The organism is Chryseobacterium aquifrigidense (genome assembly GCF_006716485.1).
GTDB classification, from domain to species: Bacteria; Bacteroidota; Bacteroidia; order Flavobacteriales; family Weeksellaceae; genus Chryseobacterium; species Chryseobacterium vietnamense.
Genome location: NZ_VFPD01000003.1, coordinates 65,133 through 81,306, shown reverse-complemented (window position 1 = coordinate 81,306; position 16,174 = coordinate 65,133). Strand labels below are relative to the sequence as shown.

11 protein-coding genes are annotated in these 16,174 nt (G+C 37.0%); 9 read left to right on the top strand and 2 right to left on the bottom strand.

What is annotated here, in order from left to right; translation table 11 throughout:
* Nucleotides 1-154: 154 nt before the first annotated feature.
* From nuoH to FB551_RS18925, 8 genes are all read left to right on the top strand, one after another.
* Complete coding sequence (nuoH, locus tag FB551_RS18960) at nt 155-1,219, top strand: NADH-quinone oxidoreductase subunit NuoH (protein WP_047428401.1); 1,065 nt, start codon at nt 155-157, stop codon at nt 1,217-1,219.
* 124 nt (nt 1,220-1,343) lie between these two features.
* Entirely contained in the window at nt 1,344-1,901 is a 558-nt protein-coding gene (locus FB551_RS18955) for a NuoI/complex I 23 kDa subunit family protein (RefSeq protein WP_034693420.1), read from the top strand.
* Nucleotides 1,901-2,398, top strand: a complete 498-nt coding sequence (locus FB551_RS18950; protein WP_047428404.1) for an NADH-quinone oxidoreductase subunit J family protein — start codon at nt 1,901-1,903, stop codon at nt 2,396-2,398. Before FB551_RS18955 ends, FB551_RS18950 begins: the two co-directional genes overlap by 1 nt.
* 4 nt (nt 2,399-2,402) lie before the next feature.
* Entirely contained in the window at nt 2,403-2,732 is a 330-nt protein-coding gene (gene nuoK / locus FB551_RS18945) for an NADH-quinone oxidoreductase subunit NuoK (protein ID WP_002983557.1), read from the top strand.
* A gap of 2 nt (nt 2,733-2,734) precedes the next feature.
* Complete coding sequence (nuoL, locus tag FB551_RS18940; protein WP_142018571.1) at nt 2,735-4,648, top strand: NADH-quinone oxidoreductase subunit L; 1,914 nt, start codon at nt 2,735-2,737, stop codon at nt 4,646-4,648.
* Nucleotides 4,649-4,650: 2 nt separating this feature from the next.
* Nucleotides 4,651-6,144 (top strand): complex I subunit 4 family protein, encoded by a 1,494-nt coding sequence (locus tag FB551_RS18935; RefSeq protein ID WP_142018570.1) that lies wholly within the window; start codon nt 4,651-4,653, stop codon nt 6,142-6,144.
* Nucleotides 6,145-6,160: 16 nt separating this feature from the next.
* Nucleotides 6,161-7,540 carry an NADH-quinone oxidoreductase subunit N gene (locus FB551_RS18930; protein ID WP_142018569.1) on the top strand — a complete coding sequence of 460 codons (1,380 nt, stop codon included), beginning with the start codon at nt 6,161-6,163 and terminating at the stop codon, nt 7,538-7,540.
* Between the two features lie 247 nt (nt 7,541-7,787).
* A complete protein-coding gene (locus FB551_RS18925) occupies nt 7,788-10,100 on the top strand; it encodes a GAF domain-containing protein (RefSeq protein WP_047428416.1) in 2,313 nt (770 codons plus the stop codon).
* Between the two features lie 9 nt (nt 10,101-10,109).
* Here FB551_RS18925 and FB551_RS18920 read toward each other — a convergent pair whose 3' ends face one another.
* The gene (locus tag FB551_RS18920) at nt 10,110-11,033 is read right to left on the bottom strand and encodes a bestrophin family protein (protein ID WP_047428419.1); all 924 of its coding nucleotides are present in this window, start codon (nt 11,031-11,033) and stop codon (nt 10,110-10,112) included.
* 15 nt (nt 11,034-11,048) lie between these two features.
* Complete coding sequence (locus tag FB551_RS18915) at nt 11,049-12,224, bottom strand: Pycsar system effector family protein (protein WP_047428422.1); 1,176 nt, start codon at nt 12,222-12,224, stop codon at nt 11,049-11,051.
* A gap of 26 nt (nt 12,225-12,250) precedes the next feature.
* Between FB551_RS18915 and FB551_RS18910 the strand changes: the two genes are divergently transcribed.
* Nucleotides 12,251-15,967: a metallophosphoesterase gene (locus FB551_RS18910; protein ID WP_142018568.1), complete on the top strand. Its 3,717-nt coding sequence runs from the start codon at nt 12,251-12,253 to the stop codon at nt 15,965-15,967.
* Nucleotides 15,968-16,174 lie beyond the last annotated feature (207 nt).

The following is a 16,174-nucleotide window of genomic DNA, read 5'->3' as shown; positions in this document are numbered from 1 at the left end:
AAGCTGGGAGTTTAATAAATACCCTAAATTTCAGTTTTAACTTTAGCTGTTTTAAAATATATAAAAAAAATTTGGTAATGTGATGAAGAGTTGATGGCAAGACGTAATACACTTCCAGCTTCCAGCTCCCATCTTCAAACATTTAAAATAAAAAATGGATTTACTTACATTTAAACTAATACTTGTACTAGCACTTTTCCTGCTATCCTTGACGATTGCAGCCTACTCTACCTGGGCAGAAAGAAAAGTAGCCTCTATCATGCAGGATAGAATTGGTCCTAACAGAGCAGGACCTTTCGGATTACTGCAGCCTCTTGCTGATGGTGGAAAATTCTTCTTTAAAGAAGACTTTACACCTGCCAATGCAGAAAGATTTCTTTTCGTATTGGGGCCGGCTTTGGTAATGTTTATTTCATTGATTACAGGCGCTGTGATTCCTTGGGGTAAAAGTTTAAATATTGCAGGTACTTCTTTTGATCTTCAGGTAGCAAATATTGATGTTGGTGTACTTTTCATCATCGGTATGGCTTCCATCGGAGTTTACGGAATTATGATCGGAGGTTGGGCTTCGAACAACAAATATTCATTACTAGGTGCTATCCGTGCTTCTTCTCAGATGATTTCTTATGAATTGGCGATGGGATTAGCACTTCTTTCTATCATTATGATGTCAGGAAGTTTGGATCTGAAGGAAATCACTGAAAGCCAGACTACCGGAAAATTATGGGGAGTTATTCCTTGGGTTTCTGGGCTGAACTGGAATATTTTCTACCAGCCGATTGCTTTCCTTGTTTTCTTTGTAGCCGCTTTGGCAGAGACCAACAGACACCCGTTCGATTTACCTGAGTGTGAATCTGAATTGGTAACAGGATATTCTACAGAATACTCTTCCATGAAATTAGGTTTATATATGTTCGGGGAATACGTGAACATGTTTATTTCCAATGCATTCATGGTAGTTCTTTTCTTCGGAGGATACAACTATCCTGGTATTGAATGGGTAACTCAGAACTGGGGTGAAAATGCTGCGGGGATTTTGAGTATCGTAGCATTCTTAACGAAGACTGTTATCGGAATTCTGATCTTTATGTGGATCAGATGGACTCTTCCGAGATTCAGATATGACCAGTTAATGCACTTGGGATGGAAAACTTTAATCCCAATGGCATTGGTAAACCTATTAATTACAGGAGCTGTAATTTTAGCGTTTGGAAATTAAATTATCTAAACCTAACAGGTTTTTAAAACCTGTTAGGTTTGTGTGAATATTGAATATTAAAAATTAAGATAACAGACAAGATTAGTCTAAAATCTGGTGTCTAACATCTAATATCTATAATTAAATGAAACTTACAAACAGATCAAAAGTTGTTTCCAATAAAGAAATGACCCTTGCTGAAAAAATCTACCTTCCTGCCATCTTTACAGGAATGGGGATTACATTTAAGCATGCTGTAAGAACCGTGATAAAGGGTGCTCCCGCAGTATATTCGTATCCGGAAGTACAGAAACCAAGAACCACTATCTGGAGAGGTCAGCACGTTTTGAAAAGAGACGAGGAAGGCAGAGAAAGATGTACAGCTTGTGGACTTTGTGCGGTAGCTTGTCCTGCAGAAGCCATTACGATGACGGCTGCTGAAAGAACTAAAGAGGAAAGAGGTCTTTACAGAGAAGAGAAATACGCTTCAGTATATGAAATCAATATGCTAAGATGTATTTTCTGTGGTATGTGTGAAGAGGCCTGTCCTAAGTCTGCGATCTATCTTACCGACAGATTGGTAGATGTGGAAACCAACAGAGGTTCTTTCATTTATGGGAAAGATAAATTAGTTGAAAAAATAAATGAAAGGATTGATATCACGACAAGACAATCCGAGAAACAAAAAAATGCGGTAAAATAATGGATCAGTTTTTATTTTTCTTGGTGGCGTTTTTAGCAGTGGCAAGTGCAGTGTATTTTGTATTTGCAAGAAATCCTCTCTATGCTATTTTGTCATTAATTGTTACGATGTTTTCAATTGCCGGAATGTACATTCTTCTCAATGCACAGTTCCTTGCAATTATCCAGATTATAGTGTACGCAGGTGCCATCATGGTACTTTTCCTTTATATCTTAATGATGCTTAACCTTAATAAAGGAGACGAAAGTAAGAAGAACAATACTTTAAAATTTGTTGGAGTTTTTACTGCAGGTATTCTTTTAGTAGGAGTATTAGGCGTTTTCAGAGGTGTAAGAGAAAACCACATTGTTGTTGAAAATGTAGACAGAGGTGTTGGTCTTACCAAAAATCTGGGTAGACTTTTGTTTAATGAATATGTTTTACCGTTTGAGCTTGCTTCCATCCTTATTCTGGCAGGTATTGTAGGCGCGGTATTAATCGGTAAAAAAGATTTATAAAATTATGGGAGAAGTAAATACATTTATACAAAGCATCCCTTTGGACTACTTCATCATTCTTTCATCAGTATTGTTCTGTCTGGGAGTAATGGGAGTATTGCTTAGAAAAAATGCTATTGTGATTCTGGGCTGTGTAGAGCTTATGCTGAATTCTGTAAACCTTTTATTGGCAGCTTTTTCAGCGTATAAAGGCAACGGCGACGGACAACTTTTAGTTTTCTTCATTATGGTGGTAGCTGCTGCTGAAGTAGCGGTAGGTTTAGCAATTATTGCGATGCTATATAGAAACACCCGTTCTGTAGATGTGAGTATATTTAATAAATTAAGAGGATAAGAATGGAGAATCTAGTATATGCAATAGTACTTTTACCACTTTTAGGGTTTCTTATTAACGGGCTATTCGGAAAAAATCTTCCCAAAATATTGGTAGGATCTTTGGCTACAGCTATGGTTTTCGGATCTTTCTGTATTGCTGTAAGTATTTTCATGAATTTCAATTCTGAGAGCCAGCCTGTTATTGTAAAAGCTTTTGAATGGTTTAGAGTAAACGGAGTTCAAATCAATTTTGGATTCCAGATTGATCAGCTTTCTTTAATGATGGTGATGATCATTACGGGTATCGGTTCACTGATCCACTTATACTCTATCGGATATATGAGTCATGACAAAGGGTTCTATAAGTTCTTTACTTATCTGAATCTTTTCATCTTCTCGATGTTACTTCTGGTAATGGGAAGCAACTACCTTATCCTGTTTATCGGATGGGAAGGTGTAGGTCTTTGTTCTTACCTGTTGATCGGATTCTGGTATACCAACGAAGAATACGGTAAAGCGGCAAGAAAAGCTTTCATTATGAACAGAATTGGTGACCTTGCGTTATTGATCGGTATCTTCATGATCGCTTCTCAGACCAATGCTGTAGATTATCTTTCTGTAGCAGAAAACGCTTCAAAATTTGAATTAGACGGAACAGTGATTATCTTTATCACAGCGAGTTTATTCATCGGTGCTACCGGTAAATCTGCTCAGGTTCCATTATATACATGGTTACCGGATGCGATGGCGGGACCAACTCCTGTATCAGCGTTGATCCACGCGGCAACGATGGTAACTGCGGGTATCTATTTAGTAGTAAGATCCAACTTCTTATTTACTTTGGCGCCTACCGTACAGGGAGTAATTTTATTCATCGGATTCTTAACGGCTGCTTTGGCAGGATTTTATGCACTTCGTCAGAACGACATCAAAAAAGTGTTGGCATACTCTACGGTTTCACAGCTTGGATTTATGTTCATCGCTTTAGGTCTTGGAGCGTATACAACAGCAATGTTCCACGTAATGACACACGCATTCTTTAAAGCGTTATTATTCTTAGGTGCAGGTTCTGTAATCCATGCCATGAGCAACGAACAGGATATGCGTTTCATGGGAGGTCTTAAAAAATATATTCCTCTTACCCACGCTACATTCCTTATCGGAACATTAGCCATCTCAGGTTTCCCTTTATTATCAGGGATGATCTCCAAAGACGAAATTTTAGTAGCAGCTTTCGCTAAAAACCCGATTTACTGGGTCATCTTATTTGTTTTAGCGGCAATGACTGCAACTTATATGTTCAGATTATACTACCTTACATTCCATGGAGAATTCAGAGGTACTGAAGAACAGAAACACCATTTACATGAAAGCCCTTCCAATATGACATTACCATTAATCGTATTGGCAATTCTTTCTGTAATCGGTGGTTTTATCAACCTGCCACACTTCATCGGTCACGGCCACTATGCCAAACTGATGGAATGGTTAAAGCCGGTTCTTACAGAACAAAGCTACAGCCAGATGGAAGCTACTCTTTCAGGAGTACCTTTCAATACTGAAATGATATTATTAGCAGCTACAGTATTGATGTTTTTCACTGTATGGTTCATCGTTAGAAATACTTATGTAAGTAAGAAAAAGATGGCTGTTGCAGAGGAAAGTTACACCGGATGGGAAAAGCTTTCTGCTAAGAAATTATACGTTGACGAACTTTACAACGCATTGATTGTAAAAACTGTTGAAGGATTAGGACGCGGAGGAAAAATGTTTGATAAGGGTATCTTAGACCGTTTTGTAAACTTTGTAGGTGATGGTGCTGAAGACAGCGGAAAAGCTATGAAGCGTGTACAGAACGGAAATGTAGAGACATATATCCTTATCATGTCTTTAGCGGTGGGAATTATATTAATTGTTAACTTTTTATTACAATAATAATGTCTTGTTTGTTATTAACATTATTACTATTACCTCTAGTAGGTTCGGGATTAGTTTTTGCCTGGAAGAATAATTCCAGCAAATATTTGGCGCTTGGAATCGCATTGGTACAAATGCTTCTTACGTTCTATATACTATCGGATTTTGATTTTACTCCGACAGTAGACAGCGTATTGCAGCATGAGATCAATTATCCATGGTCACAATTTATGAAGAGCTCTCTTCACTTCGGTATCGATGGGATGAGCATGCTTCTTTTATTATTGACCAATATTCTGGCTCCAATCATTATTTTATCATCTTTCAACGAAAATGTAAACTACAGAAATACATTCTACGGATTGATTCTGTTGATGCAGTTCGGTCTTGTAGGAGTGTTCACTTCTTTAGACGGATTGTTATTCTACATTTTCTGGGAAGTAACTTTGATTCCAATTTGGTTCATTGCCGGACTTTGGGGACAAGAGAATAAAAGGTTTGAGTTTACGACGAAATTCTTCGTATATACATTCGTGGGATCATTATTTATGTTAGCCGGATTGATCTATGTGTACAACCACTCTGCATCATTCGCTTTAACAGATCTATATAATGCTCAGCTTAACGAGGTACAGCAGACTGTGGTATTCTGGTTTATTTTCTTTGCTTTTGCAGTGAAATTACCGGTATTCCCTTTCCATACATGGCAGCCTGATACTTATACCTACTCTCCTACTCAGGGATCCATGTTATTATCAGGGATCATGCTGAAGATGGCAGTATACGGTGTAATGCGTTATTTATTACCAATCACTCCGCTTCCGATTGCCGGAATTTCCGGACAGATTGTAATTATTCTTGCTATTGTAGGAATTGTTCACGGTGCTTTGATTGCTATTATCCAGACGGATATGAAGAGAATCATTGCCTATTCATCTTTCTCTCACGTAGGATTGATGGTAGCTGGGATCTTTGCTTCTGCAGTAGTTACTTTGAGAGGAACTTTCAATGTAGAAGGAGCTGAAGGAGCTTTGGTACAGACTTTTGCTCACGGTATCAACGTAGTGGGATTATTCTACTGTTGTGATATTTTATACAAGAGATTCAAATCAAGAGACATCAGACAAATGGGTGGTTTAGCTAAAGTAGCGCCTAAGTTTGCAGTATTGTTCTTGATCATTATATTAGGTTCAATGGGAGTTCCATTAACCAATGGATTCATCGGGGAATTTATTTTGTTGAAATCAGTTTATGATTTTAACGGAACAGCAGCAGTAATTGCTGGTCTTACGGTAATTCTTTGTGCTGTGTATTTATTGAGATTCTACGGAAAAGCAATGTTCGGAGAAGGTGATGAAGCCGTTTTAAGTACAGCAAAAGATTTATCAGGTGTAGAATTTTCTGTATTGGCAAGTTTAGCGGTTTTTGTGATCTTACTGGGTATTTTCCCACAACCGGTAATCGACATGGTGAGTAGTTCGGTGAAGTTTATCTACCAATCAATGGTAAGTTAATTTGATATTTTAAGAAATGAGTGTTTTAATTATTGTTTTCCTAACGGCAGTTATTGCGTTATTTTCAGGAGTTTTTGAACAAGGAAAATTCGCAAGATACATTGGGATTTTGGGATTAATCATTGCATTGTATGTAAGTTTTATGCCGGAATGTTCGTTCTTCGACCATTACAAGCATATGTATGAGTACAGTGACAATACCGCATTATTCACTAAAATATCAATCGTAACAACTTTATTATTATTCTTCCTTGGTGGTTTTGCTTTCAGCAATCACAGAAGCCACCAGTCAGAATTATATGCATTGATGCTATTTGCATTATGTGGAGGGATCATCCTTTTCGGATACCAGAATCTGGTAACGATGTTCTTAGGAGTTGAAATCCTTTCTATTCCATTATATGTAATGGCTGGAGCCAACAAAACTGATTTGAGATCCAATGAAGCTTCAATTAAGTATTTCCTTATGGGTGCATTTGCAACAGGTTTCTTACTGTTCGGTATTGCATTCATCTACGGAAGTGCAGGAAGTTTTGATTTATACAAAATCCATGATTTCGGGGTAGCTAATTCAGGGAATGTAATGTTCATCTTAGGAGTATTACTGATTCTTTGTGCATTGGCATTCAAGGTAGCTTTAGCACCTTTCCACATGTGGAGCCCTGATGTATACGCAGGTTCTCCTTCATTGATCACAGCTTTCATGGCGAGTGTTGTAAAGATCTCCGGATTCTTTGCGCTATTCAGATTGATGACGCTTGGTTTCACTGGAGTTACTCATGAATGGATCAATGTTTTAGGAGTATTCTTAATCATTACTTTACTTTTGGCAAACGTTATGGGTCTTGCTCAGACAAATGCAAAAAGAATGTTGGCATACTCTTCAGTATCTCACGCAGGATATATCGGATTGGTATTCTTCGGAATGACAAGCCTTTCTACTTATAACCTTGCCTTCTATTTGTTTGCTTATTCTTTATCTACAGTAGGAGTTTTCATGTGTCTGATCTGGGTAGAGAAATTAAAAAGAGAAACTTCTTTCGGAGCGTTCAAAGGATTGGCAAAAACTGAACCTTTATTAGCAACAGCAGCAACGATCTCTATGCTTTCAATGGCAGGAGTTCCGTTAACAGCTGGTTTCATGGGGAAATTTGCTTTATTCTCCCAGGCTATGAATGGTGCTGCTTTCCTAGTATTGGTAGCAGTATTAGGTTCTGCCCTATCTATCGCTTACTATTTAAGACTGATCATTGCCATGTTCTTCTTTAAAGAATCAACATTCAAATCATCAGAAAAAGTAACCCTTACTTATAACATCATTGCAGTAATTGTTATTGTTTTGATCATCATCCTTGGAGTTTTCCCGGATATGTTTGCAAGAATGTTCGGATTGTAAAATCTGAATTTTAAGATATAAAAAGCACAACTTTTCAGTTGTGCTTTTTTTTGACAATATTTGAAATAAAATTCATAAAATTTATTATTCATTAATCCTGCCATCCCCCTTTCCAAAAAAACAACAAATAATGACAAAATATCTTATATAGTTTCCCGAAGTACAAGTAAATTATGTACAATAAAATAAATTATACTCCTATTAATATTCCGCTTTTTTCATAACTTTACTCTAAATTTTTCAGCTCTTGGCTAATCTCTATAAAAAAGACTCTCCCTTTCAGGTTTATATATCATTCAAAAAATATTTGGATGTTCTGGAACATATCCGGTATAACGACAGACTGGAATACAGGGTCAATTATGCAGAGTCTTTAATCGAAAGCACAAGAAATTTTAAAGAACTCAGAGAAGGTTTTCAGGACACAACCCTTCTTGAAAAATATGAAGACCTCATCAGACTGCTTCTTGCCGATCTTTTCCCGACTGGCCTTACCAGAAATGAAATAAAGGCAGCAAGCATTCCGCTTTCCAACATTACCTTCAACTATACCGAAAGGTTTAAAGATATTCTGAAAGATGCCGGAAAAGACTTCGAAATAGAACTCAGAAATATTTCAGATAATGAATTTTATGTATTCTGCTGTTGTCTGATTCTTCAGAGCTATTTCAAAAAAGATATTAAAAGTACGATCCCATTTTATTATGATATCCCCAATAAGCAGGGAATCATGAAGCATTATAAAATTACGGTCAATTCAGATTTTACGGAAATTACTCCCACAGAAGAGGCCAAAATTCCGTCCGATGATGTTCTGGATATGTTGCTGGAAAACCTGGATGACTTTAAAATGTGGAAGAAATATTTCCCATCCCAATCCTGGATATTGAAAGGATTCACCATTATTTCACTGGTAGACTGTACCTCTGAAGTAGCCCTTTCCGATCTGAAATCAAGCATGATTGAAATTGATCCGGAAAATATGAATCCCAACGAAAATCTTACTGAAATTTTCAAATCCTATTTTGATGTTCCTGAACTCAACTTCGGGTTGATGACGTTTAACAAAAAGGAACAGAAACTGGATAAGCTTCCGATATATGAAAGTCTTCTCACGAATCATATCCTGGATTTCTGGATCAATGCATTTGATGAAGAGACACGTAAAAGCACCTTTAATAATTTAAATCATAATTCAAAACCTGTCGTTGTTTCCAATGTAAACAACCTGGACGAGAATGTCAAGCTGCTTCCTTCCTTCAGTATTTTAAAGGACAACAATGTCAATAGTTTCATGGTAATTCCCATTATGAAGGACGGCGAACTTCTTGCAATTATGGAATTCACCTCTCCTATTGCCGGAAGCTTCAATGGTTTAAAGCTAAAAAAACTGGAGTTTTTCACTGATATGGTTCTTTTTTCTCTGAACAGATTTTACTTTGAGAAAAACTATCAGATAGAAGCCATTATTCAGCGTGAATATACAACGATCCACGACAGTGTGGTCTGGAAATTCAGAAATGAAGCTGAAAAATATTTTACCGCATCACTCGGAAGAAAAATATATACTTTAAAACAGATTGCATTTAAAAATCTTACTCCGCTATTTGGGGTTTCAGACATCCGTTCCTCTTCGGAAAAACGTTTCAATCTGATGCTGCAGGATCTCAACCAGCAGATTGAATGGCTGAATGAAATTCTGATACTCACCAATTCCGATTCCGAAAAATTTGTACTGGCACTGGATGTCTTTGAAAATGAAATCAACAATGAAATCAAAGCAGATACGGAACAGCGTTTCCAGAGGTTATTAAGGGAAGAAATTCATCCTTTTTTACAGGGAAAACTGGAAGTAAGAACTTCGAGAGAAATCAAAACGAAAATCAAAGACTATTTTTCACACATCTTTACTTCTACGGATCTGTTTTATCACCACAGGAAAAACCTTGATGATTCTATCACATTAGTCAACCGAAAACTGGCCGATATGCTGGACGAAAGCCAGGTGAAGGCACAGGAGATTTTCCCGCATTATTATGAAAGATTTAAATCTGATGGTGTGGAACACAATCTCTACAGTGGTTCCTCTATCGCTCCTGAGCTGCATTATACTTCGAAAGTAGTTCATAAACTGAGATACTGGCAGCTGAAAACGATCTGTAAAATGGAACTTGAATTTCAGTCGTTCAAAAAATATCTTCCTGTACAACTGGATATTGCTTCACTGATCTTTGTATATAACGAAAAAATAGACATCCGTTTCAGAATGGATGAAAAACGGTTTGATGTAGACGGCGCATACAATTCGTATTACGAGATTATCAAAAAACGTCTGGATAAAGCCCACGTGAAAGATTCTTCAGAACGCATTACGGCTCCCGGAAAAATTACCATCGTCTATTTCGGCATGGAAAACCAGAAGGAATACTTAGATTATATTTCCAAACTCCAGAAGAAAGGAGTTTTACAAAATGATATAGAATTTTTAAGAGTAGAGGATCTTCAGGGTATTACAGGATTGCTGGCACTGAGAGTTTCTTTTACACTTCCTCAAGAGTAGTAAATATCTTTAATCCACAAAATAAGTATCCGGTTTCTTCAACTCCCCTTGTGGAATTCCTGCCTGTTCAAAAATAGAAAACTCAATGGTACGGCAGATACTATTCAGGGCAAGGTCATTTTCCTCTTCACCAAAAGGTTCTCCAATCTCCTGAATAATAGCGTCAAGAGCAATAAAGGTATAGCTGATTAATAAAACAATCAGAGGCATCATCCATCCTAATGAATCTACCAGTCCGAAAGGAAGCCAGAAACAGTACAGGTATACGGTACGATGCAGCAAAACACTGTAAGCAAAGGGTAACGGTGTATTGTAAATTCTCTCACAGCCTCCGGAAATATTAGAAAACTGATTCAGCTGATGATCCATCGAAGTCATGACGATAGTATCTATATTTCCTTTTTTATTTTGTTCATTGAGCCAGTCTGCAATAAACCCAAGGATAATACTGGGAATAAATTTCTTGTTCTTCACCTGTTCCAGGTGTTCGGGAGAAAGCAGCCTTTCAAGATGTTCTGTCCCTGTTTTATCTCTTAGCTGAAAGTTCAGAGACCAGGAAAATGCAGAAATCAGTTTAATAATTTGCTCTTTTTCCTTTTTAGCCTCGGGAGAAGAATCATTCACTAAGGATAAGATCTGTCTCGTCAGGGATCTGGTTTCGATCACAAGTAATCCCCAAAGTTTCCTGCCTTCCCAGAAGCGGTCATAGCTTGCAGAATTACAGAAACCCATAAATATGGCAAGTGCAAGTCCTATCAGTGTAAAAATGGTAGGATTAAGATGCACTTTATAATCAAATATTTTCCCTTTGAAAAAATAGATAGCCAGAGAAAACAGCGTGATAATGGAAAGCTGAACAACAATTTTCTTTAATACGGAACCTCTCCATATAAATAACATTTTCAGCCAATTCGTACGCTGTCGGACTATCATTTGTGTATATTTTAATTAAAGACTAAGAAAGGCCACCCCGAAAGATAAAACGGAAATAATAATTCCGGCCATAAAGATCTTATAGGTAATGGATAAAAGCTTGTACTTCCTGTTAAGAACTTTTCCCAGATAATATAAATCTTTCACCATGGAATCATAGATGTAATCCCTGTCTTTAATAAGGTCTTTCATGGCATTGTTATAATCGTCAAACAACATCTGCTGAAAGTTTCCAAAGAACAGCAGGTTTACTTTTCTGTTGACAATATCCTCAGAAGTAAATGTTGATTTTGTGACATTCGGTTTTGTAGACAGAATCGCAAATATGATCGTCAGTACGCTAGACAGCAATAATATAAAACTTGGAAGAATCAGATGCGAATTTTTAGGCGCATCCAGCTTCGGAACCAGTACAGAAAGACAAACTGAAATAATAATGGCATTTACAGATAAAAGAATATTGGCTTTACTGTCTGCAATATCGCTCAATCTTGTATGATTATTCAGCGTTACTCTGAATAAAGTATCTACACTTCTGTCCGATTTTTCTTTTTCTTTTTTAACTTCGGAAGCCTCCTTTTTGTTTTCTTTTTTCTCTTCTTCTTTTTCCAGCTTCTTTTCGATCTTTTTGATGTTTTTCTTTTTCAAAGGTTCCCAGTTTTCTTTGGCATAATCTGTATAAAAGGTATGCTTGTTTTTCAGCATATCCAGATTTCCGGCATTCCATTCCTCATTGGAAAAGCATCTTACATTCGTCAGTTCCCATTCTTTTCTTAAAGCATCGGAAATATCACTGTAATCATGGCCTGCAAAATGACTGAAGTCTGCATCTTTTACAATTTTTTCCAGTAAATTCTGAGGTTCGTACTGTATTTTCGTGGCCAGAATCAGTTTTTCAACGTCTGCAATATAGTTTTCAGGATAGTTTTCCTGGTGTAAAAAGGCTTTCATCACCTCTACACTCCTTTCCTCATGGTTCAAAGCACATTCTATATACCCTGTATCATGAAACCATAATGCAACGAGTACCTTCTCCTGATCCTCTTCAGAAACAGGAGTATTTTTCATGATTTCCTCAGCCTTATTAACTGTATAGGCAGTATGGATAAAATTATGATAAAAATATACCGAAGATAACTTATCTTTGAATAAGATTTCAACATAATTTTTAGCTTTTTGTAAAATGCTCATCCCTGAAATTTTGTTAATGTAAATTTATGAATTTATCCTTTAAAACTCATCTAAAAAATACTTCTATTGTTCTTAGAACAGTAATGTCCGCAGGAGTCCTTTATTCCTGTGCTACCTATAACGTACAAAAGGGCAAAAACTTATTTGAAGTAAAAGATTCCGAAATAAAATCTGAAAATGATTTCAAACTCTTTCTGATTGGAGATGCAGGAAACTCAGATGAACCTCAGGCCCAAAAAACATTGAATTTACTGAAAAGCAAGCTGGATTCTGCGGATAGTAATTCGATGCTGATCTTTCTGGGAGATAATATCTATCCCAATGGGATGCCTGAAGAAACAGACAAAGATTACTCCCTCGCAAAGCAAAAACTGGAAAACCAGCTTTCCATTACCAAAAATTTCAAAGGAAAAACATTAGTAATTCCAGGAAATCACGATTGGTATAATGGATTGGAAGGATTAAATACCCAGGAAGGGCTGGTAAAAAAATATCTTGATGATAAAAAAGCTTTCCTTCCTAAAAATGGCTGTCCTATTGATGATATCAATGTTTCTAAAGATATCAAGCTTATCGCCATCGATACAGAATGGGTGATTGCCAACTGGGATAATTATCCGGGAATCAACAAAAACTGTAATATCAAAACCCGCGAAGATTTTTTTACGGAGTTCAAAGATCTTATCATTAAAAATCAGGGTAAAAAAATAATTATAGCTTTACATCATCCTATCATCAGCAGTGGAACCCATGCAGGTTTTAATTCTGCAAAATCCCATCTCTTTCCTCTAAAGAGTAAAGTTCCTGTTCCTGTAGTAGCAAGTGTCATCAATATACTAAGAAGTTCTTCAGGAGCGAGCCCTGAAGATATCAATAATCAACATTATGCTGACATGGCCAACCGGCTGAAAAGTATTGTTCAGGATAAGGAGAATATTATTTTCGTATCGGGTCATGACCATAATCTACAGTATCACGAAGATGGAAACTTAAGGCAAATCATTAGTGGTGCAGGCTCAAAAACAGATCCGTCCACCATTGTAGAAACAACAGACTTTTCCTACGGAGGCAGTGGTTTCGCAGTTTTAAATTTCAGAAAAGATGAAAGTACAGATGTGGAGTATTTTTCTACCAAAGATGCTCAACTTCAAAAACTGACTCATATATCCGTAATTTCCAAACCGGATGTATTCGTCAATAATTTTCCCAATTCTTTTCCTGCCACATTCTCTTCAACCATTTACCCGGTGCAGCTTACCGAAAAAAGAAAGTTTTACCGCTGGCTTTGGGGAGATCATTACAGAAGATATTATGGAATTCCCATTGATGCCCCGACAGCTAATCTTTCAGAATTAAACGGTGGATATATTCCTTTCAGAGAAGGAGGAGGAAACCAATCCAACAGCCTTCGATTGAAATCTGCAGACGGACAGGAATTTGTAATGCGTGGGGTGAAAAAAAGTGCAATCCGCTTCTTAAACAATATGGCTTTTCAGAAAAGTACATTGGGAGAAGAACTTGCAGATACCTATCCTGAAAAATTCCTGCTGGATTTTTATACTACCAATCATCCATTTACTCCATTTACGATTGGAAATATGTCGGAAAAACTGGGTATTTTCCATAGCAACCCAAAACTGTATTATATTCCTAAACAGCAGGCTTTGGGAAGATATAACGAAAACTATGGAGATGAAATGTATATGATTGAAGAACGTTTTTCATCAGATCCAAAGACATTGGCTTCTCTCGATAATGCAAAAGATATTGTTTCTACCGATGATGTATTAAAAAACCTCAGCAAAAGCAGTAAATATTCTGTAGACAGGGAATCTTATATCAGGGCAAGATTATTTGATATGCTCATCGGTGACTGGGACAGACATTCCGACCAATGGAAATGGGCAGAATATGAAGCCGGTGATAAAGTAATCTATAAACCTATTCCTAAAGACAGGGATCAGGCATTCAGTAAATATGACGGTGCAGCCTTTAAAATTATTATGAATGTTCCGGCCATCCGCCACATGAAAACATTTACAGAAGACATCAGCAGTGTAAAATGGCTTGCCATGGAACCTTACCCGATGGATCTTGTGTTCTTAAAAGGTGCAGACCAGAATGAGTGGGAAACCCAGGCAAAATATATTCAGGAACATCTGACTGATGCGGATATTGATGAAGCTTTTCATAACCTTCCGAAAGAAGTGCAGGATGAGACCATCGATGAAATCCAGAGAAAACTGAAAATAAGAAAGACAAAATTACAGACCTACGCTGCTCAGTATTATGATGTACTGCAGAGAAAAGTACCTCTTGCAGGAACGATACATCCTGATAAATTTGTCATTACCAAAAACGGACATTCCGTACTTGTACAGCAATATGATCTGGGTAAGAATAAAGATCAGAATGAACTTGTTTTTGAAAAAACTTATCAGGATTCGAAAACAAAAGAATTGTGGATCTATGGATTGGAAGATGATGACACTTATGTAGTTACCGGAAGCGGAAACCCTAAAATGACGATAAGGCTGATTGGTGGATATAATCATGATACCTATAACGTTGCTGACGGAAGAAAGGTAAAGATCTATGATTTCAAATCTCAGAAAAACACATACAATTCCGGAAATGCAACGAGGAATATTACGGATGATTATGATATCAACAGCTATAATTATAAGCACCCTAAATATAATTCTGTTGCCGGATATCCAAACCTGGATTATAACCCGGATGATGGGGTGATTGTAGGGGTTCTGGCCAATTATACCGTGAATAATTTTATCCGCGATCCATTTACTCAAAGACACAGCTTAAAAGCTAATTTTTATACGGCTACCGCAGGATTTAGCCTTACGTACAAGGGGGTATTTAAAAAAGCCATCTCCGGTTGGGATATCAATCTTGATGCATTTTATACAACGCCGAGATTCTCTCAAAACTTCTTTGGGCTTTCCAATGAAAGTGAGTATGATAAAGAGGATACGGAAAGAGAATACAACAGAGCAAGAATTTCCAAATTCAACTTTGCGCCTTCCATCTCTCAGAAGAGTTGGATGAACCTCAGCCACCAGTTTCAATTAACTTTTGAAGATAATAAAGTACAGCGAAAAGCTGACCGCTTCATCAACCAGTCACCGGATGTGAGACCTGGTGTATTCAACAGCCAGCAGTTTGTAGGAGCCAATTATACCTTTGGCTATAAAAATGCAGATAATGCTGCCTTCCCTACTCTTGGACTGGAATTCATGCTTAATGCAGACTGGAAAGCAACCCTTTCCGATTTTAATAAAAACTTCGTAACGGTAAAAGGAAAACTTGCCATCGACCACAGGATTGATAAAAAAGGAAAATTTGTATTCGCCAATTCCAGCAATGTGATGTGGATCAATAATAATAATTTCGAATTCTATCAGGCAGCGGCTATCGGGGGTAATAATGGAATGAGAGCTTTCAGAAACGAAAGATTCTCAGGAAGATCCTACCTGACCAATAACTCAGAAATACGATGGGATTTTGGACGGGTAAGAAATAATATTGTGCCTGCCAACATGGGAATTCTTATCGGATATGATATTGGCCGTGTATGGAACGACAGTGAAAATTCCAGAAAATGGCATCAGTCTGCCGGCGCAGGTGTATGGCTGAGTATTGTGGAAATGATGTCTGCAAGGCTGAATTATTTCTATGGTTCAGATGGTGGAAGAATTTCTGCTGGAGTGGGAATGAAATTTTAACATGTTTCATAGAAAAGAAGGAAATTAATTCTAATTCCGGGAACGTATACCGTAATTACAGAATAAACATAAAACACTATTTAACAGTAATTTACACTACTTAAATTTAAATATTAAAAAAAAATCAATTTTAATAAAATTTAATAATTCAAATTTTCAACTCACATTTTTTACAGATAAAATAAATATGGCTTTTAAATAAGAGCC